16 protein-coding genes are annotated in these 16379 nt (G+C 72.3%); 5 read left to right on the top strand and 11 right to left on the bottom strand.

Features of this window, described 5'->3' with window-relative positions:
- Positions 1-137: 137 nt before the first annotated feature.
- The 5 genes from pyrE to ACZ68P_RS09550 form a co-directional block, all read right to left on the bottom strand.
- The gene (gene pyrE, locus ACZ68P_RS09570) at positions 138-677 is read right to left on the bottom strand and encodes an orotate phosphoribosyltransferase (RefSeq protein WP_471004546.1); all 540 of its coding nucleotides are present in this window, start codon (positions 675-677) and stop codon (positions 138-140) included.
- A gap of 120 nt (positions 678-797) precedes the next feature.
- Entirely contained in the window at positions 798-1589 is a 792-nt protein-coding gene (locus tag ACZ68P_RS09565; protein ID WP_471004544.1) for an aldose epimerase family protein, read from the bottom strand.
- 19 nt (positions 1590-1608) lie between these two features.
- On the bottom strand, positions 1609-2535 hold the full coding sequence (locus ACZ68P_RS09560) for an SRPBCC family protein (RefSeq protein WP_471004542.1): 927 nt from the start codon (positions 2533-2535) through the stop codon (positions 1609-1611).
- A 226-nt stretch (positions 2536-2761) separates the two neighbouring features.
- The gene (locus ACZ68P_RS09555; protein ID WP_471004540.1) at positions 2762-4420 is read right to left on the bottom strand and encodes a polyamine aminopropyltransferase; all 1659 of its coding nucleotides are present in this window, start codon (positions 4418-4420) and stop codon (positions 2762-2764) included.
- A gap of 75 nt (positions 4421-4495) precedes the next feature.
- Positions 4496-5014 (bottom strand): DUF2617 family protein, encoded by a 519-nt coding sequence (locus ACZ68P_RS09550; RefSeq protein WP_365712956.1) that lies wholly within the window; start codon positions 5012-5014, stop codon positions 4496-4498.
- A gap of 700 nt (positions 5015-5714) precedes the next feature.
- On the opposite strand from ACZ68P_RS09550, the gene ACZ68P_RS09545 reads away from it, so the two are divergent.
- Positions 5715-6896 (top strand): pyridoxal phosphate-dependent aminotransferase, encoded by a 1182-nt coding sequence (locus tag ACZ68P_RS09545; RefSeq protein ID WP_471004538.1) that lies wholly within the window; start codon positions 5715-5717, stop codon positions 6894-6896.
- Between the two features lie 287 nt (positions 6897-7183).
- Positions 7184-8236 (top strand): glycosyltransferase family 39 protein, encoded by a 1053-nt coding sequence (locus ACZ68P_RS09540; RefSeq protein WP_471004536.1) that lies wholly within the window; start codon positions 7184-7186, stop codon positions 8234-8236.
- A 37-nt stretch (positions 8237-8273) separates the two neighbouring features.
- On the opposite strand, the gene ACZ68P_RS09535 is transcribed toward ACZ68P_RS09540, so the two are convergent.
- On the bottom strand, positions 8274-8807 hold the full coding sequence (locus ACZ68P_RS09535) for a type III secretion system chaperone family protein (protein WP_365712962.1): 534 nt from the start codon (positions 8805-8807) through the stop codon (positions 8274-8276).
- 152 nt (positions 8808-8959) lie between these two features.
- Positions 8960-11545: an ATP-dependent chaperone ClpB gene (clpB, locus tag ACZ68P_RS09530; protein ID WP_471004533.1), complete on the bottom strand. Its 2586-nt coding sequence runs from the start codon at positions 11543-11545 to the stop codon at positions 8960-8962.
- Positions 11546-11642: 97 nt separating this feature from the next.
- On the opposite strand from clpB, the gene ACZ68P_RS09525 reads away from it, so the two are divergent.
- Positions 11643-12056, top strand: a complete 414-nt coding sequence (locus ACZ68P_RS09525) for a pyridoxamine 5'-phosphate oxidase family protein (RefSeq protein WP_471004531.1) — start codon at positions 11643-11645, stop codon at positions 12054-12056.
- Between the two features lie 202 nt (positions 12057-12258).
- Here ACZ68P_RS09525 and ACZ68P_RS09520 read toward each other — a convergent pair whose 3' ends face one another.
- A complete protein-coding gene (locus ACZ68P_RS09520) occupies positions 12259-12579 on the bottom strand; it encodes a (2Fe-2S)-binding protein (protein ID WP_329118791.1) in 321 nt (106 codons plus the stop codon).
- Positions 12576-12854: a hypothetical protein gene (locus ACZ68P_RS09515; RefSeq protein ID WP_471004529.1), complete on the bottom strand. Its 279-nt coding sequence runs from the start codon at positions 12852-12854 to the stop codon at positions 12576-12578. Before ACZ68P_RS09515 ends, ACZ68P_RS09520 begins: the two co-directional genes overlap by 4 nt.
- A gap of 128 nt (positions 12855-12982) precedes the next feature.
- Here ACZ68P_RS09515 and ACZ68P_RS09510 point away from each other — a divergent pair, with 128 nt between their 5' ends.
- Together ACZ68P_RS09510 and ACZ68P_RS09505 are read left to right on the top strand one after the other, a co-directional pair.
- Positions 12983-13966, top strand: a complete 984-nt coding sequence (locus ACZ68P_RS09510; protein WP_365712970.1) for a helix-turn-helix transcriptional regulator — start codon at positions 12983-12985, stop codon at positions 13964-13966.
- Between the two features lie 2 nt (positions 13967-13968).
- Positions 13969-14442, top strand: coding sequence for a hypothetical protein (locus ACZ68P_RS09505; RefSeq protein WP_471004526.1), 474 nt, complete (start codon positions 13969-13971; stop codon positions 14440-14442).
- Positions 14443-14724: 282 nt separating this feature from the next.
- Here ACZ68P_RS09505 and ACZ68P_RS09500 read toward each other — a convergent pair whose 3' ends face one another.
- Both ACZ68P_RS09500 and dnaJ read right to left on the bottom strand, forming a co-directional pair.
- The gene (locus ACZ68P_RS09500) at positions 14725-15177 is read right to left on the bottom strand and encodes a heat shock protein transcriptional repressor HspR (protein WP_471004524.1); all 453 of its coding nucleotides are present in this window, start codon (positions 15175-15177) and stop codon (positions 14725-14727) included.
- A gap of 4 nt (positions 15178-15181) precedes the next feature.
- Positions 15182-16363, bottom strand: a complete 1182-nt coding sequence (gene dnaJ / locus ACZ68P_RS09495; protein WP_471004522.1) for a molecular chaperone DnaJ — start codon at positions 16361-16363, stop codon at positions 15182-15184.
- Positions 16364-16379: the final 16 nt, after the last annotated feature.

Below are 16379 nucleotides of genomic sequence, written 5' to 3'. Positions count from 1 at the left end.
CATCTTTCCAGACTCTCGTCCGGAGACCATGACGAAGGGGTGGAGTGTTTCACGTGAAACACTCCACCCCTTGAAAAAACCCCAGGTCAGAGGCGATGCAGAAGCACCCCCAGGGCTACGTCACGACTTCGCGTCGGTCAGACGAGCCCGAGGTCGCTCAGCTGGTATCCGGTGAGGTACGGCAGCCCCGCCTCGGCGACCGCGCCGGCCGCACCCCGGTCCACGATCGTGGCCACGGCGACGACCTCACCGCCCGCCTCGCGCACGGCCTCGACCGCGGTCAGCGGCGAGCCGCCGGTGGTGGAGGTGTCCTCGACGACCAGGCAGCGCTTGCCCTTGACCTCCGTGCCCTCGATGCGGCGCTGCATGCCGTGCGCCTTCTGCGCCTTGCGGACGACGAAGGCGTCCAGACGCTGCCCACGCGCGGCGGAGGCGTGCAGCATCGAGGTGGCCACCGGGTCGGCGCCCAGCGTCAGCCCGCCGACGCAGTCGAAGTCGAGCTCCGCGGTGAGGTCGAGCATGACCTGACCGACCATCGGCGCGGCCTCGCCATCCAGAGTGATCCGGCGCAGATCGATGTAGTAGTCGGCTTCCCGCCCCGAGGAGAGGGTCACCTTGCCGTGCACCACGGCCTTGTCCTTGATCTGCTGGAGCAGGTCAGCACGTACGTCAGTCATGACCATGAGCTTAGGGGGTGACCTGCCGATCAGGCCGGTCGAGTTCCCCCGCGCAGACCCTCGGGGCCCCGCGGCGGGCCGGCGCCGGCCGGGGACCCGCCGCGCTGTCCTCGGGGCCGCTCAGAGCCGCCGCCAGGCGAAGGTCGCCGAGATCTCCAGGGGATCGATGGGGGTCACGTACCGCGGGTGGGTGTTGAGGCCGTTGGGCGGACCGGACTGCGGCTCCACGCAGACCGCCTCCTTCGGCTCGTCGTAGACGACGACCCAGGGGGACCGGCTGGTCACCTTCAGCTCCAGCTGCTCCGGCCAGGTGAGGGTGACGTCGACGCCGGCGGGCATGCCGAAGCAGTCGTCCCAGGGGCTGGGGGCGGGGTCGATCCTCCGGCCGGTGGGGAGGTGGTCCGCCCCACGCTCCTCCTGCCAGTCGGCGGTGAAGTCGATCCGCACGTCCTGGCCGTCGCCGCCCAGGTTCCGCAGGAACCAGGGGTGCCAGCCGGCCTGAGCCGGGAAGCTGTCCCCGGCCGTCTCCACGCCGAGCGTGAGCGTGAGGCTGTCCTCGGTCAGCTCGAAGAGCTGGGTGACCCGCCCCTGGTACGGCCAGGGCGCCGCGAGGTCGTAGGCGAAGGCCGCCTCGCGCTCACCGGCGCGGGCCGTCTTCCACGCCGTGTCACGGCCGGTGCCGTGGATGGCGTGCGGGGGCGCGTTGAGGGGCAGCTGGTGGCTGGTCGCGCCGTCCTGGAAGCGCCCGTTCGCGGTACGGCCACACCACGGAACCATCGGGAAACACCCGTACCGCTCCCCCTGCCGCAACAGCTCGGTGCCGCCGATGCGCAGGCTCTCGATCCGGCAGCCGTTGTCGGGGTCGATGGTCAACTCGGCGTCGCCCGCCGTCAGTCGCGTCTGCTTGGTCACGGTCCGACCTTAGACGGGATCAGCGGCGGCGACGCAGGGCTCGGCCGACGACGACCGCGGAGGCGATGGCGAGTGCGGCCGCGGGGGCGATCCAGCGCAGGGTGGCGCCGGCGCTGCTGGAGTCCGGAGCGGGGACGGGGGCGTACCGGCCCCGCGGCGGGGCGTGGTCGACCTCCTCCGCACTGCGCCCGATCATCGTCCGGCGGGCGTGCGCGGCCTCGGCGGCGGCGGGTTCGGCGGGGTACTCCACCGGCGCGTCCTCGAAGTCGTCCCCCAGGAGGGGGTCGAGGGAGGGCGGTGGGACGGGAGTGTCGTAGACGGACGGCCGGTGGGGTTCCTCCACCCCGTCGTCGACACCGTCACTGTCGCTGTCGGCCTCGTCCTCCGCGTCCGGCCCGGACAGGTCAGGACGGGCGCCTGATCCGGCCTGCGCCGCGGCGGCAGCGGCGGCAGCGGCGTCCTCGTGCGCTTCCAGGTCCGCGTCCGTCTCGTCGGTGGCGGCGTCGGTCCGGAGGTGGGCGACCGCCGCGGCGGTCAGGCTCTCCGCGAGACGGTCGCAGAGCCGGGCACCGGCCGAGGCACGCGTCTCCTCGGACAGCTCGGCGAGGCGGCCGTCCGCGGTCAGCGTCCCGCTGAAGCCGAGCGAGGTGCCGTCCTTCACCGGCGTGAGCCTGAGCGTCAGGGACAGCTTCGCCGAGCCCTTGCCCCGCACCTCCGTGCCCTCGCCGTCGACGGAGAGGACCCCGTCGCGTTCGGTCAGCCGGAGCGCGCCCCGGTAGGTGATCGTGTGACCGCCGGCCCGGACCTTGAGGCGGCCCGAGAGCGGGCCCGCCTCCGCGTCGGCGTCCTGCTGGAGGCCGGGGACGCAGCGCGCCACCCGAGCCGGGTCCGTCAGCGTCTCGCGCAGGACCTCGGCCGGAACCGGAACGAACACCTCATGCTCCATGGAAACCGAGCCTACTCAGCCCCGGTCGCCCCGTCGCCTGTTTCGACGGCCACGGCACGGCGTCGCGCACGGCGGAAGCCTCCGAACCCGCCCGGCGGACCCCCGGTCGCGCAGCCCGCACCGAGGACCCCGCGGCACGGCGGAAGCCTCCGAACCCGCCCGGGGCCGGCGTCGGCAGGCGCCCGGCCCCCGCCGGAATGCCCGCCGACCGCCTCGCCGACCGCGGTCAGCCGCCGTAGCGCGGGTGGACGAGCGTCGAAGGAGGCAGGTCGCCGGGCCGGGTCCGCTCCACCCTGCGCGCCTCCGCCTCCAGTCCGCCCACCGTGACGGACCGCAGCCGGGGCGCGTCGGCGGCGAGGCCCAGCGCGGGCGGGTAGGGGCCGGGGGCCGCGAGGAGGTACCCCCGGTCCGCCGTTCCGGCGCCCTCACGGCCGGGGCGCCCGGCCCGGTCGGGGCCCCCGGCGAAGCCGCTGCCGCCCCCGCTCGCGCCGTAGGGCCGGACCGCGAACCCGGCGGACCGCAGCGTGGCCTCCACGGTCCAGAAGGTGCGGGGGCGGCCGGAGGCCGGTCCGGCGTGGACGACGAGCCGTCCGCCGTCCGCGAGGATCCGGGCGGCCAGTCCGTAGAACTCCTCCGAGTACAGCTTGGTGCTGGAGGTGATCCCCGGGTCGGGGAGGTCCGAGACGATCACGTCGTACCGCGGCTCGGGCACCGGCTCCGAGCCCGTCCCCGCCCCGCGCAGCCAGTGGAAGGCGTCGGCGTGGACCACCCGCACGCGCGGGTCCCGCAGGGCGTTGCCGTTGAGCGCGGCGAGCTGAGGGTCGGTCCGGGCGAGGTGGACGACTCCGGGATCGAGCGCGAGGACGGTGACCGAACGGACTGCCGGATACCGCAGCACTTCGCGCGCGGCGAGGCCGTCCCCGCCGCCGATGACGAGCACGCGCGCATGGGGCCCGTTCATCGCGGGGTGCACCAGCGACTCGTGGTGGCGGTACTCGTCCCGGCCTCCGCCCCTGAGCCGTCCGTCCAGGAACAGCTCGGGCGGCCCGCCGCGCTCGCCGGTCAGCACGACCTCCTGCATCCCGGTGCGGACGGCGACCCGCACGCTGTCGCCGTAGACCGCGCGCCGCGCAGCCTGCTCGAAGTCGTCGACGAGGACGGTCGCGGTGGCGAGGACGGTGAGGACGGTGAGGTTGGCACCGATCAGCAGTGCCCGGGACCGGGCGGTCAGGTCCCGCCGGAACAGCCACAGCACGAGGCCGCCGCCCGCCACGGCGTTCACCGCGCCGGTCACCAGCGCCCCGGTGAGCTGGCCGAGCCAGGGCAGCAGGAAGAAGGGAAACGCGAGGCCGCCGACCAGCGCTCCGACGTAGTCCGCGGCGAAGAGGTCCGCCACCGTCCCGGCGGGGTCGTCCTCGTCCCGCGCGCCGGGGGCGCGCGCCGACTCGGCCCGCTGGATCAGCGACATCAGGAGCGGGATCTCGGCGCCGATGAGCACCCCGATGGCGAGCGAGAACGCCACCAGGACGTACCGGGACTCGCCGAGCCAGGCGAACGCGGCGTACAGCACGAGCGCGGAGCAGCCCCCGATCAGCGCGAGGCCGGCCTCGACCAGGCCGAAGCCGACCGCCGCGCGACAGCGCAGCCGCTTGGCGAGCAGCGATCCCAGGCCCATCGCGAAGACCATCACGGACAGCACGACGGACGCCTGGGTGACCGAGTCGCCGATCAGGTACGAGGCGAGCGCGACCAGCTCCAGTTCGTAGACCAGTCCGCAGGCCGCGCAGACGAAGACCACCACGAGGACCGGAGACCGCACCGCACTCGGCCGCACAGGCAGCCGCGTCACCCTCTTGGGAGGCATGGTGACAGGCGGATCGATCATGCACGTAACGCTACGTCACACCCGTATCGCTTCCTGTCACCCACACGAGTGCACCTGACGCACCCGAGGGGCGCATCAGAGTGCGGCAGGCATACGAACGCCGATCCGTGTCCGGGTGACGACCAGCTGCCCTTCCTGGGGGTACGCGTGCCAGGTGCGCCACCGCACCTGGCCCTCGTGGCGCTGCGCCAGCATGGCCGTGAAGGCGTGCGGCGAGCCGGGGAACGTCCCCGCAAGGCCGTTCGGGTGGTCGGCGACGAGCGCGAGCAGCTCCTGGGCGCGGCCCGCGAAGGAGCCGTGCGACAGCGTCTCGACGCGCGCCGCGAATTCGTAGTCCCACTCGCCCACCCGCTTGGAGACGCCCAGCGGCAGCGGTGTACTGCTGCCGGGCATGCAGGCCACCGTCTCCGAACAGCTGCGGCCCTCTTCTTGCAGAAGGACCTGGTGGGAGGCGCCGAGCAGGCGCAACTGCAGTTTCGCTCCGGCCAGTTCGAGATCGAGGACGGCGAGGGCGGGCAGCGGCTCGCGCCCGAGCGCCCACGCCAGGTCGGCCGCGCGCGTGTCGGTGTAGGAGGTCTTCAGGGTCGTGAGCATGGGTCGGCTCCGCAAACACGGTTTGACGGGTGGGCCGGGGGCGCCCCGGAGAAGGGTCCAACGGGAGTGGGGGATCGCCGACTCGGGTCCACACACGGTCCGAGGGCTGGATGTTTCCAACAGCGAGGGAATCATGAACTGCGGGAAGCTCACAGCGTTTTTACCCAACTTGACGTGGTTTCCATCCCCTCGGGGGCCCCACGGTTCAACTGTTCAAGGCGAATCGACAGCGCGTCCGCAACAAGAAGGAGCCTGGGGGACGTTGGCCCCACCAGGCCCCTGCGCCCCACCGGGCCCCTTCGGAGACGAGGGGCGACCGGCCCCGTGCCGGTCGCCCCCGCCACCCCCCGGAGCGGTCCGCCCCGGGCCGCTCACCCCGTCCCCGCCCCGGGGGGAGCCGTCCCGCCGGGGTCAGTCGCCCCCGCCGCCGCCACCTCCGCAGCTGCTCCCGCAGGACGAGCCGCACGACGAACCACCGCCGTCGGAACCGCCACCGCCCTCCCACCAGCTGCGCCGCCGGCCGCGCGACCGGCTCCGCCCGCCCCGGCCGGAGAGCACGCACACTCCGACGAGGAGCACCACACCCGCGATCAGTAGTACTTCCATTCGTTCCACCCCCGTGTATTCGCTGTGGAGGGGGGATGCCCTTCCCCGTCGGCGCCCAAAGCGCACTTGAGGAACTCCAGAGCTTCGGCCCAGGATGGCCGCCATGACACGACCGCTGCTCAACCGCAGGCTCGCCGAGTTCGGAACGACGATCTTCGCCGAGATGTCCGCACTGGCCGTCAAGACCGGGGCGATCAACCTCGGCCAGGGTTTCCCCGACACCGACGGGCCCGAGGAGATCCGGGAGGCCGCCGTCCGGGCGCTCCGTGACGGGCGCGGCAACCAGTACCCGCCGGGGCCCGGCGTCCCCGAGCTGCGCACCGCCGTCGCCGAACACCAGAGCCGGCGGTACGGACTGGAGTACGACCCCGACGCGGAGGTGCTGGTCACGGCGGGCGCGACCGAGGCGATCGCCGCCGCGCTGCTCGCCCTCGTGGAGCCGGGCGACGAGGTGATCGCCCTGGAGCCCTACTACGACTCGTACGCCGCGTGCGTCGCGATGGCGGGCGGGACCCGCGTGCCGGTCACCCTCCGTCCGGTGGACGGGCGTTTCGTCCTCGACCTGGACGAGCTGCGCGCCGCCGTCACCGACCGGACCCGGCTGATCCTCCTCAACACCCCGCACAACCCGACCGGCACCGTCCTCACCCGCGCCGAACTCGCCGCGGTCGCCGAACTGGCGGTCGAGCGCGACCTGCTCGTCGTCACCGACGAGGTCTACGAACACCTCGTCTTCGACGACGCCGTGCACGTCCCCCTCGCGAGCTTCCCCGGCATGCGGGAGCGCACGGTCACCATCGGCTCGGCCGGCAAGACCTACTCCTTCACCGGCTGGAAGGTCGGCTGGCTCACCTCCACCCCGGCGCTGACCACCGCGGTCCGCTCCGCCAAGCAGTACCTCACGTACGTCGCCTCCGGCCCCTTCCAGTACGCGATCGCCGAGGCGCTGCGCCTGCCGGACACGTACCTCGACGGCCTGCGCGCCGACCTGCTCGCCAAGCGCGACCTGCTGAGCGACGGCCTCGCCGCCGCCGGCTTCGACGTCTACCGCCCGGCCGGCACCTACTTCGTCACCGCCGACATCCGGCCCCTCGGCGCGACCGACGGCATCGCCTTCTGCCGCTCCCTCCCCGACCGGGCCGGCGTCGTCGCCATCCCGAACGCCGTCTTCTACGACCACCGTGACGCCGGCGCCCCGTTCGTCCGCTTCGCCTTCTGCAAGCGGCGTCCCGTCCTCGAGGAGGCGGTCGGCCGTCTGAAGGCCCTGGCGTCCTGACCCGCTCACCCCGGACCCCGGCCCGATCACCCCGCACACCCTGAGCCGGAAATCTTTCACCCGGGTGGGCCCGTCGCGCTCGCGCGCCCCCTCCGTGCCGCGCGGATTGTCAGGTAGACCGATTTGTCGGGCCGACCTGATTCCCGCGCGCACGGAGGTGCACCCTGTCCGCCGAGACTCTCGACCGCCCGGCGTCCGCCGGCGTCCGCGGCGTCCCCCGCTCGCGGGCGGCCCTGCACCGGGCCGCGCCGGCGCTCGGCCTCTTCGCCGCCGCGCGGCTCACCGGGATGCTCGTCCTCGCCCTCGCCGCCTGGCACACCGGCCGCTCGCCGCGCGCGCTGCTCGCGAAGTCCTGGGACTCCGACTGGTACGTCCGGATCGCCGCGCACGGCTACGGCCGGACCCTGCGCTGGCCCGACGGCGTGGTCCAGTCCGACCTGGCGTTCTTCCCGCTCTACCCGGGGCTCGTCCGGTCCCTCACCACCATCCTGCCGGTCACCGGCGGCACCGCCGGCCTGCTCCTGTCCTGGCTCGCCGCGGGGGCTGCCGCCTGGGGCGTCTACCTGGTCGGCGAACGGCTGCACGGGCGCCGCACGGGAGTCGTCCTCGTGCTGCTGTGGGGCCTGCTGCCCCACTCGATCGTGCTGACCATGGCGTACACCGAACCCCTGATGACGGCCTTCGCCGCCTGGTCGCTGTACGCGCTGCTCACCCGCCACTGGCTGTGGGCGGGCGTGCTCGCGTCCCTGGCCGGGCTCTCCCGGCCCAACGGCATCGCCGTCGCGGCCGCCGTCCTGGCGGCGGCCGGCTACGAGTTGTGGCGGCGGCGCGGGCGGGTGGACGGGGCGGTGTGGGCCGCCGCCGCGCTGGCCCCCGCCGGCTGGCTCTCGTACGTGCTGTGGGTCGGCGCCCGCCGGGGCGATCCGCTCGGCGGCTACTTCGCCGTCCAGGACGGCTGGACCTCGCGCTTCGACTTCGGCGAGGGCGCGCTGCGCTTCGTCCGGGAGATGCTGAAGGGGCCGACGCAGTTCGGCTTCGCGATGGCCCTGGTGATCACCGCGGCCGGTGTGGTGCTCTTCGCGCTGCTCGCGGTGGCCGAGCGCCCGCCGCTGCCCGTCCTCGTCTACACGGGCGTGCTGGTCCTCATCACCGTCGGCGGCTCCGGCTTCTTCGAGTCCAAGCCGCGCTTCCTGGTGCCCGCGTTCCCGCTGCTGCTGCCGCTGGCCCTGGCACTGACGAGAGCCCGGCCGAGGGCCGCGATCGTGGTGATCACGGCCCTGGCCGGGCTCTCGTTCGGCTACGGCGTCTATCTGCTGACGCTCGCGCACATGGCGCTCTGAGGCCCGCGCCCGGGCCCCGCGAGTCCGGCGTGGAGTCCTACTCGGACTCGCCGGACTCCTTGTCCTCGGGGGACTCCAGGCCGAACTGCTCCACGAGCCACTTGTCGAACTCGATCGAGGCGCGGACCCAGCTGACCGTGGAGGACACGAAGTGCTCCAGGGCGACGCCGGTGCCGATCAGCATCTGCGCCTCACCGATGAGGCGGAGGGTCGCGGAACCGTCCTCCTCCTCGTGCAGGTGGGTGTAGACCTTGGGCCACAGGGTGCGGCGGTTCCAGTCGTCGATCGCGTCGAGGATCCTGACGCGGTCGTCCGCCGAGTGCGGGCGGTCGTAGAACGTCCGCACGGAGAAGACCTTCTGCTCGTCCTCACCGCGGAACATGAAGTACGTGCGGAATTCCTCCCACGGCGCCGCGAGGTCACCCTCGTCGTCGACGACGTACTTCAGCTCCATCTGGTCGAGGAGCTGCTTGACCAGGTCCTGGTCGGGGACGACGGGGCCCGCCGGTCCTGCGGCCTGAGGCTGGGGCTGGCCCCCGAAATTCGGAATCGAGGACGGGTCGATGCTCACCGTGAATATCCCTTCGTACGGTTGCCGCCATCCTCTCCCATGCCGGGCGGTCCGTGGCAAGCCCCGCCTCCCGCGATCCGCTGCGGGCTGACAAGATCTGCTCCCCATGGCGGAGAGGCGGAGCTGTCCGTGACCGGGTCAGGCCACCGCTGTCACGTCGCCGGTCCCACGATCAGACCGTCCTCGAAGCGGTCGACGCGGACGGTGTCGCCGTCCGTGATCTCGCCCGCGAGGATCTCCTTCGCGAGCCGGTCGCCGATCGCCGTCTGGATCAGGCGGCGCAGCGGGCGGGCGCCGTACGCCGGGTCGTTGCCCTCGTCGGCCAGCCACTCCAGCGCCGCCGGGGTGACGTCGAGCGTGAGCCGGCGTTCGGCGAGCCGCTTGGCGAGCCGCTCGATCTGGAGCCGGGCGATCCGGCTCAGTTCGGCCTTGTCGAGGGCAGAGAAGACCACCAGGTCGTCGAGACGGTTGAGGAACTCCGGCTTGAAGGAGGCCCTGACCACCTCCAGGACCCGCTGCTTCTTCTCCTCCGCACCGGTCAGGGGGTCGACCAGGTACTGGCTGCCCAGGTTCGAGGTGAGGATCAGGATGGTGTTGCGGAAGTCCACCGTCCGGCCCTGGCCGTCGGTCAGCCGGCCGTCGTCGAGGACCTGCAGCAGGACGTCGAAGACCTCCGGGTGCGCCTTCTCCACCTCGTCCAGCAGGACCACGCTGTACGGGCGGCGGCGGACCGCCTCCGTGAGCTGGCCGCCCTCCTCGTAGCCGACGTAGCCGGGAGGCGCGCCGACGAGCCGGGCCACGCTGTGCTTCTCGCCGTACTCCGACATGTCGATGCGGACCATGGCGCGCTCGTCGTCGAAGAGGAAGTCGGCGAGTGCCTTCGCCAGCTCGGTCTTGCCGACGCCGGTGGGGCCGAGGAAGAGGAAGGAACCGGTGGGCCGGTCGGGGTCGGCGATGCCGGCGCGGGTCCGGCGCACGGCGTCGGAGACCGCCCGGACCGCCTCGGTCTGGCCGATCAGGCGCCGGCCCAGCTCGTCCTCCATCCGCAGCAGCTTCTGCGTCTCGCCCTCCAGGAGGCGGCCGGCCGGGATGCCGGTCCAGGAGCCGACCACGTCCGCGATGTCGTCGGAGCCGACCTCGTCCTTGACCATGGTGTCCTTGGCGGCCTCCTGCTCGGCCTCGCTGGCCTCCTCCAGCTCCCGCTCCAGCGAGGGGATCTCGCCGTACAGCAGCTTGGAGGCGGTGTCGAAGTCTCCGTCGCGCTGGGCGCGCTCGGCCTGGCCGCGCAGCTCGTCGAGCTTCTCCTTCAGCTCGCCGACGCGGTTGAGGCCCTGCTTCTCCTTCTCCCAGCGGGCGGTCAGGCCGCGCAGCTCCTCCTCCTTGTCGGCGAGGTCGCGGCGCAGCTTCTCCAGGCGCTGCACGGAGGCGGGGTCGCTCTCGTTCTTGAGCGCCAGCTCCTCCATCCGCAGCCGGTCCACGGCGCGCTGGAGCTCGTCGATCTCGACGGGCGAGGAGTCGATCTCCATCCGGAGCCGCGAGGCGGCCTCGTCGACGAGGTCGATGGCCTTGTCGGGCAGGAACCGGGAGGTGATGTACCGGTCGGAGAGGGTGGCGGCGGCCACCAGCGCGGAGTCGGCGATCTGGACCTTGTGGTGGGCCTCGTACCGGCCCTTGAGACCGCGCAGGATCGCGATGGTGTCCTCGACCGTGGGCTCGGCGACGAGGACCTGCTGGAAGCGGCGCTCCAGGGCGGGGTCCTTCTCGATCCGCTCGCGGTACTCGTCGAGGGTCGTCGCGCCGACCATGCGCAGCTCGCCGCGGGCCAGCATCGGCTTGAGCATGTTGCCCGCGTCCATCGCGGAGTCGCCGCCGGCGCCCGCGCCGACGACGGTGTGCAGCTCGTCGATGAAGGTGATGATCTGGCCGTCGCTGGCCTTGATCTCGGAGAGGACGGTCTTCAGGCGCTCCTCGAACTCGCCGCGGTACTTGGCGCCCGCGACCATCGCGCCGAGGTCGAGCGAGACCAGGCGCTTGTTCCGCAGGGACTCGGGCACGTCGCCCTTCACGATCCGCTGGGCGAGGCCCTCGACGACGGCGGTCTTGCCGACCCCGGGCTCGCCGATGAGGACCGGGTTGTTCTTGGTCCGGCGCGAGAGGACCTGGACGACGCGCCGGATCTCCTGGTCGCGCCCGATGACGGGATCCAGCTTTCCTTCCCGCGCGGCCGCCGTGAAGTCCGTACCGAACTTCTCCAGCGCCTTGTACTGACCCTCCGGGTCGGGTGTGGTCACCCTGCGCCCTCCCCTGCTCTTCTCGAACGCGTCCAGGAGGCTCGTGGCACTCGCCCCCTGCTGGGCGAGGAGCTCGCCCGCCTGACCGCCCTTCGCCGCGATCCCGATCAGCAGGTGCTCGGTGGACAGGTAGTCGTCCCCGAGCTCCTTGGCGCGCTGGTCGGCGTCGGCGATGACGGCGAGCAGGTCGCGGCTGGGCTGCGGCGGCGCGACCGTGGATCCGGTCACGCTGGGCTGGGCGGCGAGGAGCCGCTCCGCACCGGACCGTACAGCGGCCTGGTCGGCTTCGACGGCCGCGAGCAGGTCGGTGACGTTCTCGTTGTCCTGGCCGGCGAGCAGCGCCAGGAGGACGTGCGCGGGGGTCAGGTCGGGATGGCCCTCGGACACGGCGCGGCTGCTCGCGGCGTTGAGGGCGTCCCGGCTCTTGTTGGTCAGTTCGGCGTCCACGTGCGGTCTCTCCTCCTGTCACAGCGGGCTGGCCTCGTATGACTCCTATAGCGTACACAAAGTTGAGTCCATTCCACTCAAGGATAGCCTTGGCGGCATGGCGACTGACCCGAGGAACCCGGACGACTCGTACCTCAGCTTCTGGCGGGACTACCACATGTGCACCCTGACGACGCCCCGCCCGGACGGGACGCCGCACGTGGTGGCGGTGGGGGTGACCTACGACCCCGAGGGCGGCGAGAACGGCATCGCCCGGGTGATCACCAACAAGCACAGCCACAAGGTGGCCAACGTCCTGGCGGCGGGGTCCGAGGGCGCGCGCGTGGCGGTCTGCCAGGTGGACAAGGGGCGCTGGGCGACCCTGGAGGGCGTGGCCCGCATCCGTACCGAGCCGGAGGTCGTCGCGGACGCGGTGAACCGCTACGCCGAGCGCTACGGCCGGGTCCCGACGCCGAACCCCGACCGGGTGGTCATCGAGATCGCCCTGACCCGGGCGATGGGCCGGGCCTGAGGCGGACCTCGCCGGCATCCGGGGAGACAGCCGGCACCCGGGGGGACACCCGCCCCTGCCGCACCCGGGCGACCGCGCGCGGGTCTCGTCCGCCCGACGACCCGAACCCGGACAGCACAACGGCGCCATCGCGTTTCAGGTCCGCGATGGCGCCGCTGTGTGGGGGAAGCACCTGAGCGATCTACAACGACGGGGGAATCGCTCAGGCACTGCGGGGGGTGGCGGTGATGGTCTCGGGCTCGAGCAGCTGGTGGTCACGCTGGTCGAGATTGACGAAAATCATGCCGTACCGGATGGCACAGCGGACCGGCTGCGGGGCGCCACGCGGCCTCCGCAGGCACCGGTAGGCGCGGACGTCCTCGTCCTGCTCACGAGCGACGACGATCGGTTCTCCGAAGAGAGTGACCATCAACGAATCACCACGGTGGGGAATGGCCGTGACGAGGTCGATGAAATGCCACCCGGATCGGTAGGCCGAGGCCATCTCCCGCCGGAAGACCCGGTCGTCCGGCGGCACGGTCATGCGTCCGCGCCCGCCGGGAGGGAGTCCCACGTCGGCTCGCGCTCGACGGTCTTCACGGAGTCCCACGTGGGCTCCCCCTTGACCGTCGGCACGAAGTCCCATGTGGGCTCCCCCGCGACCGTCGGCGTGGAGTCCCACGTCGGTTCGCCCGGGGCGGCGACAACGTTGTTCGCGGGCGGTGTGTCCCACGTCGGCTCGCCGTCGAGGGCGAGAGCGCCGAGGGCAGCCGCAGCAGCGAAAGCTATGGCGCCAAGTGCACGAACCATCCTGGTCATGGCCGATCTCCACCTCTTTTGATCATTACCTCCTCCCCCGCGAATAAGACGATGGCTCACTCCGAACCCTTCCACCAGCGATGCCAGGCATCATGTTCCTGTAATTCAGGACCCTGAGGGGGGTGCAAATGGAGCCGAAGCAGGGTGATACCGACACACGGCACGGTCCGGGCGAGCTGTGCGACGCCGGAAAACGTGTGTACGCGACCGCTTTGCGGGCCGGACGGATCGCCCGGGCGGAGGTCGAACCCGTCCCCTGCCTGATCGAACTGTCGCTGCTGCACCCCGACCCGGACGACTCCCAGTGGCTGCGGCCCATCCCGCCGTCCATCGCGTTGAACAAGCTCATACACCCCATCGAGCGGGAGATCCAGCAGCGTCGGCAGCTGGCCATCTCGCTGGCGGACACGTTCGAGCCATTCATGACGATCAACGCGCCCGACCCGTCGGCCACCCAGGCGATCACCGTCCTGGAGGGCCTCAGCCTCATCAACGCCACGCTCGACCGGGTCATCAACGAGTGCACCGAGGAGCTGCTCACCATCCAGCCGGGCAGCGGGCGCAAGCCGGAGGTCGTGCAGGCGGGCCTGCGGCGGGTGGAGCCCCTGCTCGACCGCGGGATCCGCATGCGCACCCTCTACCAGCACACCGCGCGGCACCACTCCGCCACGATGGGGTACGTCGAACGGATCGCGCCGTACGGGCTCGAGGTGCGCACCCTCGAGGAGATCATCGACCGGCTGATCATCGTCGACCGCAAGATCGCGTTCGTGCCGGCCCGGTCGGACCGGCGGGTGGCGCTCGAACTGCGCCACGAGGGCCTGGTCCAGTACCTCGTCGGCGTCTTCGACCAGTTCTGGCTGCACGGCGTGCCGTGGGAGGAGGAGATCCCCTACAGCCCGTCCGTGGACGGCATCGGCGGAGTCCAACGCTCCATCGCCAAGCTCCTCGTCGAGGGCCACGTCGACGAGGCCATCGCGCGCCGCCTCGGCATGAACGTCCGCACCTGCCGCGCCCACATAGCCAAGCTCGCCGCCGCCCTCGGCAGCGGCAGCCGGGCGCAGCTCGGCTTCCTGATCGCCCAGTCCGGGATCCTGGAGCAGGACGGCTGACGATGTACGTACGGATCGACCTGGACGGCCCGGCCGGAAGGCTGCGGGTGTCCGGCCACGGACTGCCCACCGTGGAGCTGGTGCGGGCGCCGGGCGCCCGCGTGAACCGCCTGGTGCCCATCGGCACCCGTGACCGCGCCGCGCTCGCGCTCACCGTCGACGGGCGGCCCGCCCGCGTCCGGCCCGCCCGGGGCCGCCTGCTGCGGCGGTCCTACCGCGTGGACGCAACGGTCCTGGGCACCCGCTACCGGCTCCTCCCCTGCTCGCACGTGGCCAGCCGGCTCCTGCGCGACGGCCGCCGCCTGGGCACCCTGGAGTCCTCGGGCGACGGCAGGGTCGACACCGACTGGACGACACCGGCGGCCCCGAGCCCCCTGGACATCGCCGTCGGCACCGCCCTCGCGGCCGCCTTCGGCACGGGCGCGGCACCCTCGTGGGAGACGGTCGGGGACATCGTGGGGGAACTGATCCCCTGAGCCACCCCCGAGGGCGGGAACGAGCCGGTCCGCCGGGCCGCGGGCCAGGCCCATCCCCGCAGGGGTCCGGGAGCGTCTCCTGGCGGGCCCGAGAGGCCCCCCGACACGGGTGAGGGCACCCGGGGACCCCGGGCAGCGCAAAGGCCCCCTCCGCGCCGGGAGAACCGGAACGGAGGGGGCCTTGGCGTCGTGAGGGGGCCGGAGCCTTACGGCCCTCCCGGTCGGCGTCGCGCCCGGGTCGGCCGGAACCTTGAAGCCCTGACGGTCGACGTCGCGCCCGGGTCACTCGCCGCGCTTGGGCCGCCAGACCACCAGCGCGCTCGCCTGCTGCACGTCCTGGTACGGAACGAGATCGCGCCGGTACGAGGCGTGCACCTGCGCCTCGCGCTGCTGCATCGCCATCGCCGCGCCGTCCACGGCGGCCGACAGCTCGGCCACCCGGGCCTGGAGCGCCGCGACCTGGTTCTCCAGCTCGATGATGCGCTTGATACCCGCCAGGTTGATGCCCTCGTCCTGCGACAACTGCTGCACGGTACGCAGCAGTTCGATGTCACGGGCCGAGTAGCGCCGGCCGCGCCCGGCCGTACGGTCCGGGGAGACCAGGCCGAGACGGTCGTACTGGCGCAGGGTCTGCGGGTGCAGACCCGACAGCTGGGCCGCCACCGAGATGACGTACACCGGTGTCTCGTCGGTCAGTTCGTACGGATTGCGGCTGCGCCCCGGTCGGATGTCCATCGCGTCAAGCTCCCTTCGCGGCCTGGAAGAGTTCTGCTCTGGGGTCCTCGCCCGCCGTCGCCTCGCGGTACGTCTCGAGGGCTTCGCGGGCCTTGTCGTCCAGCTCCTTGGGCACCGCGACCTCCACCGTCACCAGCAGGTCGCCCCGGGTGCCGTCCTTGCGGACCGCGCCCTTGCCGCGGGCGCGCATGGTCCGGCCGTTGGGCGTGCCGGCGGGCAGTTTCAGCGTGACCGGGGGTCCGCCCAGGGTCGGCACCTTGATCTCGCCGCCGAGCGCCGCCTCGTCGAAGCTGACGGGCACGGTGACGGTGAGGTTGTCGTCCTTGCGGCCGAAGACCGGGTGCGTGTCGACGTGGACGACGACGTACAGGTCGCCGCCCGGGCCGCCGCGCTCGCCCGGCGCGCCCTTGCCGCGCAGCCGGATCCGCTGGCCGTCGGAGACTCCGGCGGGGATGCGGACCTGCATCGTGCGCGAGGACTTGGCCCGGCCGCTGCCCTTGCAGACCTCGCAGGGGGTCTCGGCGATGAGGCCGCGCCCCTTGCAGTCCACGCAGGGGTCGGTGAGCGAGAAGGAGCCGCTGCCGCCGCGCGAGACCTGGCCGGTGCCGACGCAGGTCGGGCAGACGCGCGGGGTGCCGTTCTTGTCGCCGGTGCCGGAACAGGCCTTGCAGGGCTGCTGGGAGGACATCCGGAGGGGCACGGTGGCCCCGTCCACGGCCTCGGTGAAGCTGAGCGTCACCTCGGACTCGATGTCCTGGCCGCGGCGGGGCTGCGTCCGCGCACCGGCGGGGCCGCCCGCGCCGCGGTTGAACAGTCCGCCGAAGACGTCTCCGAGGCCGCCCCCGAAGCCGCCGGCTCCGGCCGGGCCCTGGGCGCCGCCGAAGAGGTCGCCCAGGTCGAAGTTGAACGTTCCGCCCGCGCCGCCCGGTCCGGCACGGAAGCCTCCGTTGCCGAAGAGCGCGCGGGCGTCGTCGTACTCCTTGCGCTTCTTGGGGTCACCGAGGATGTCGTTCGCCTCGGAGATCTCCTTGAAGCGCTCCTCCGCCTTGATGTCGCCCTTGTTGGCGTCCGGATGGTTCTCGCGGGCGAGCTTCCGGTACGCCTTCTTGATCTCGGCGTCGGTGGCGTCCTTGGGGACGCCGAGAACCTTGTAGTAGTCCTTCTCGACGAAGTCCTTCGTGCTCATCGACGTCCCTCCTCCC

The organism is Streptomyces sp. NPDC036822 (genome assembly GCF_055609145.1).
This window is presented reverse-complemented; position numbering and strand designations above follow the sequence as displayed.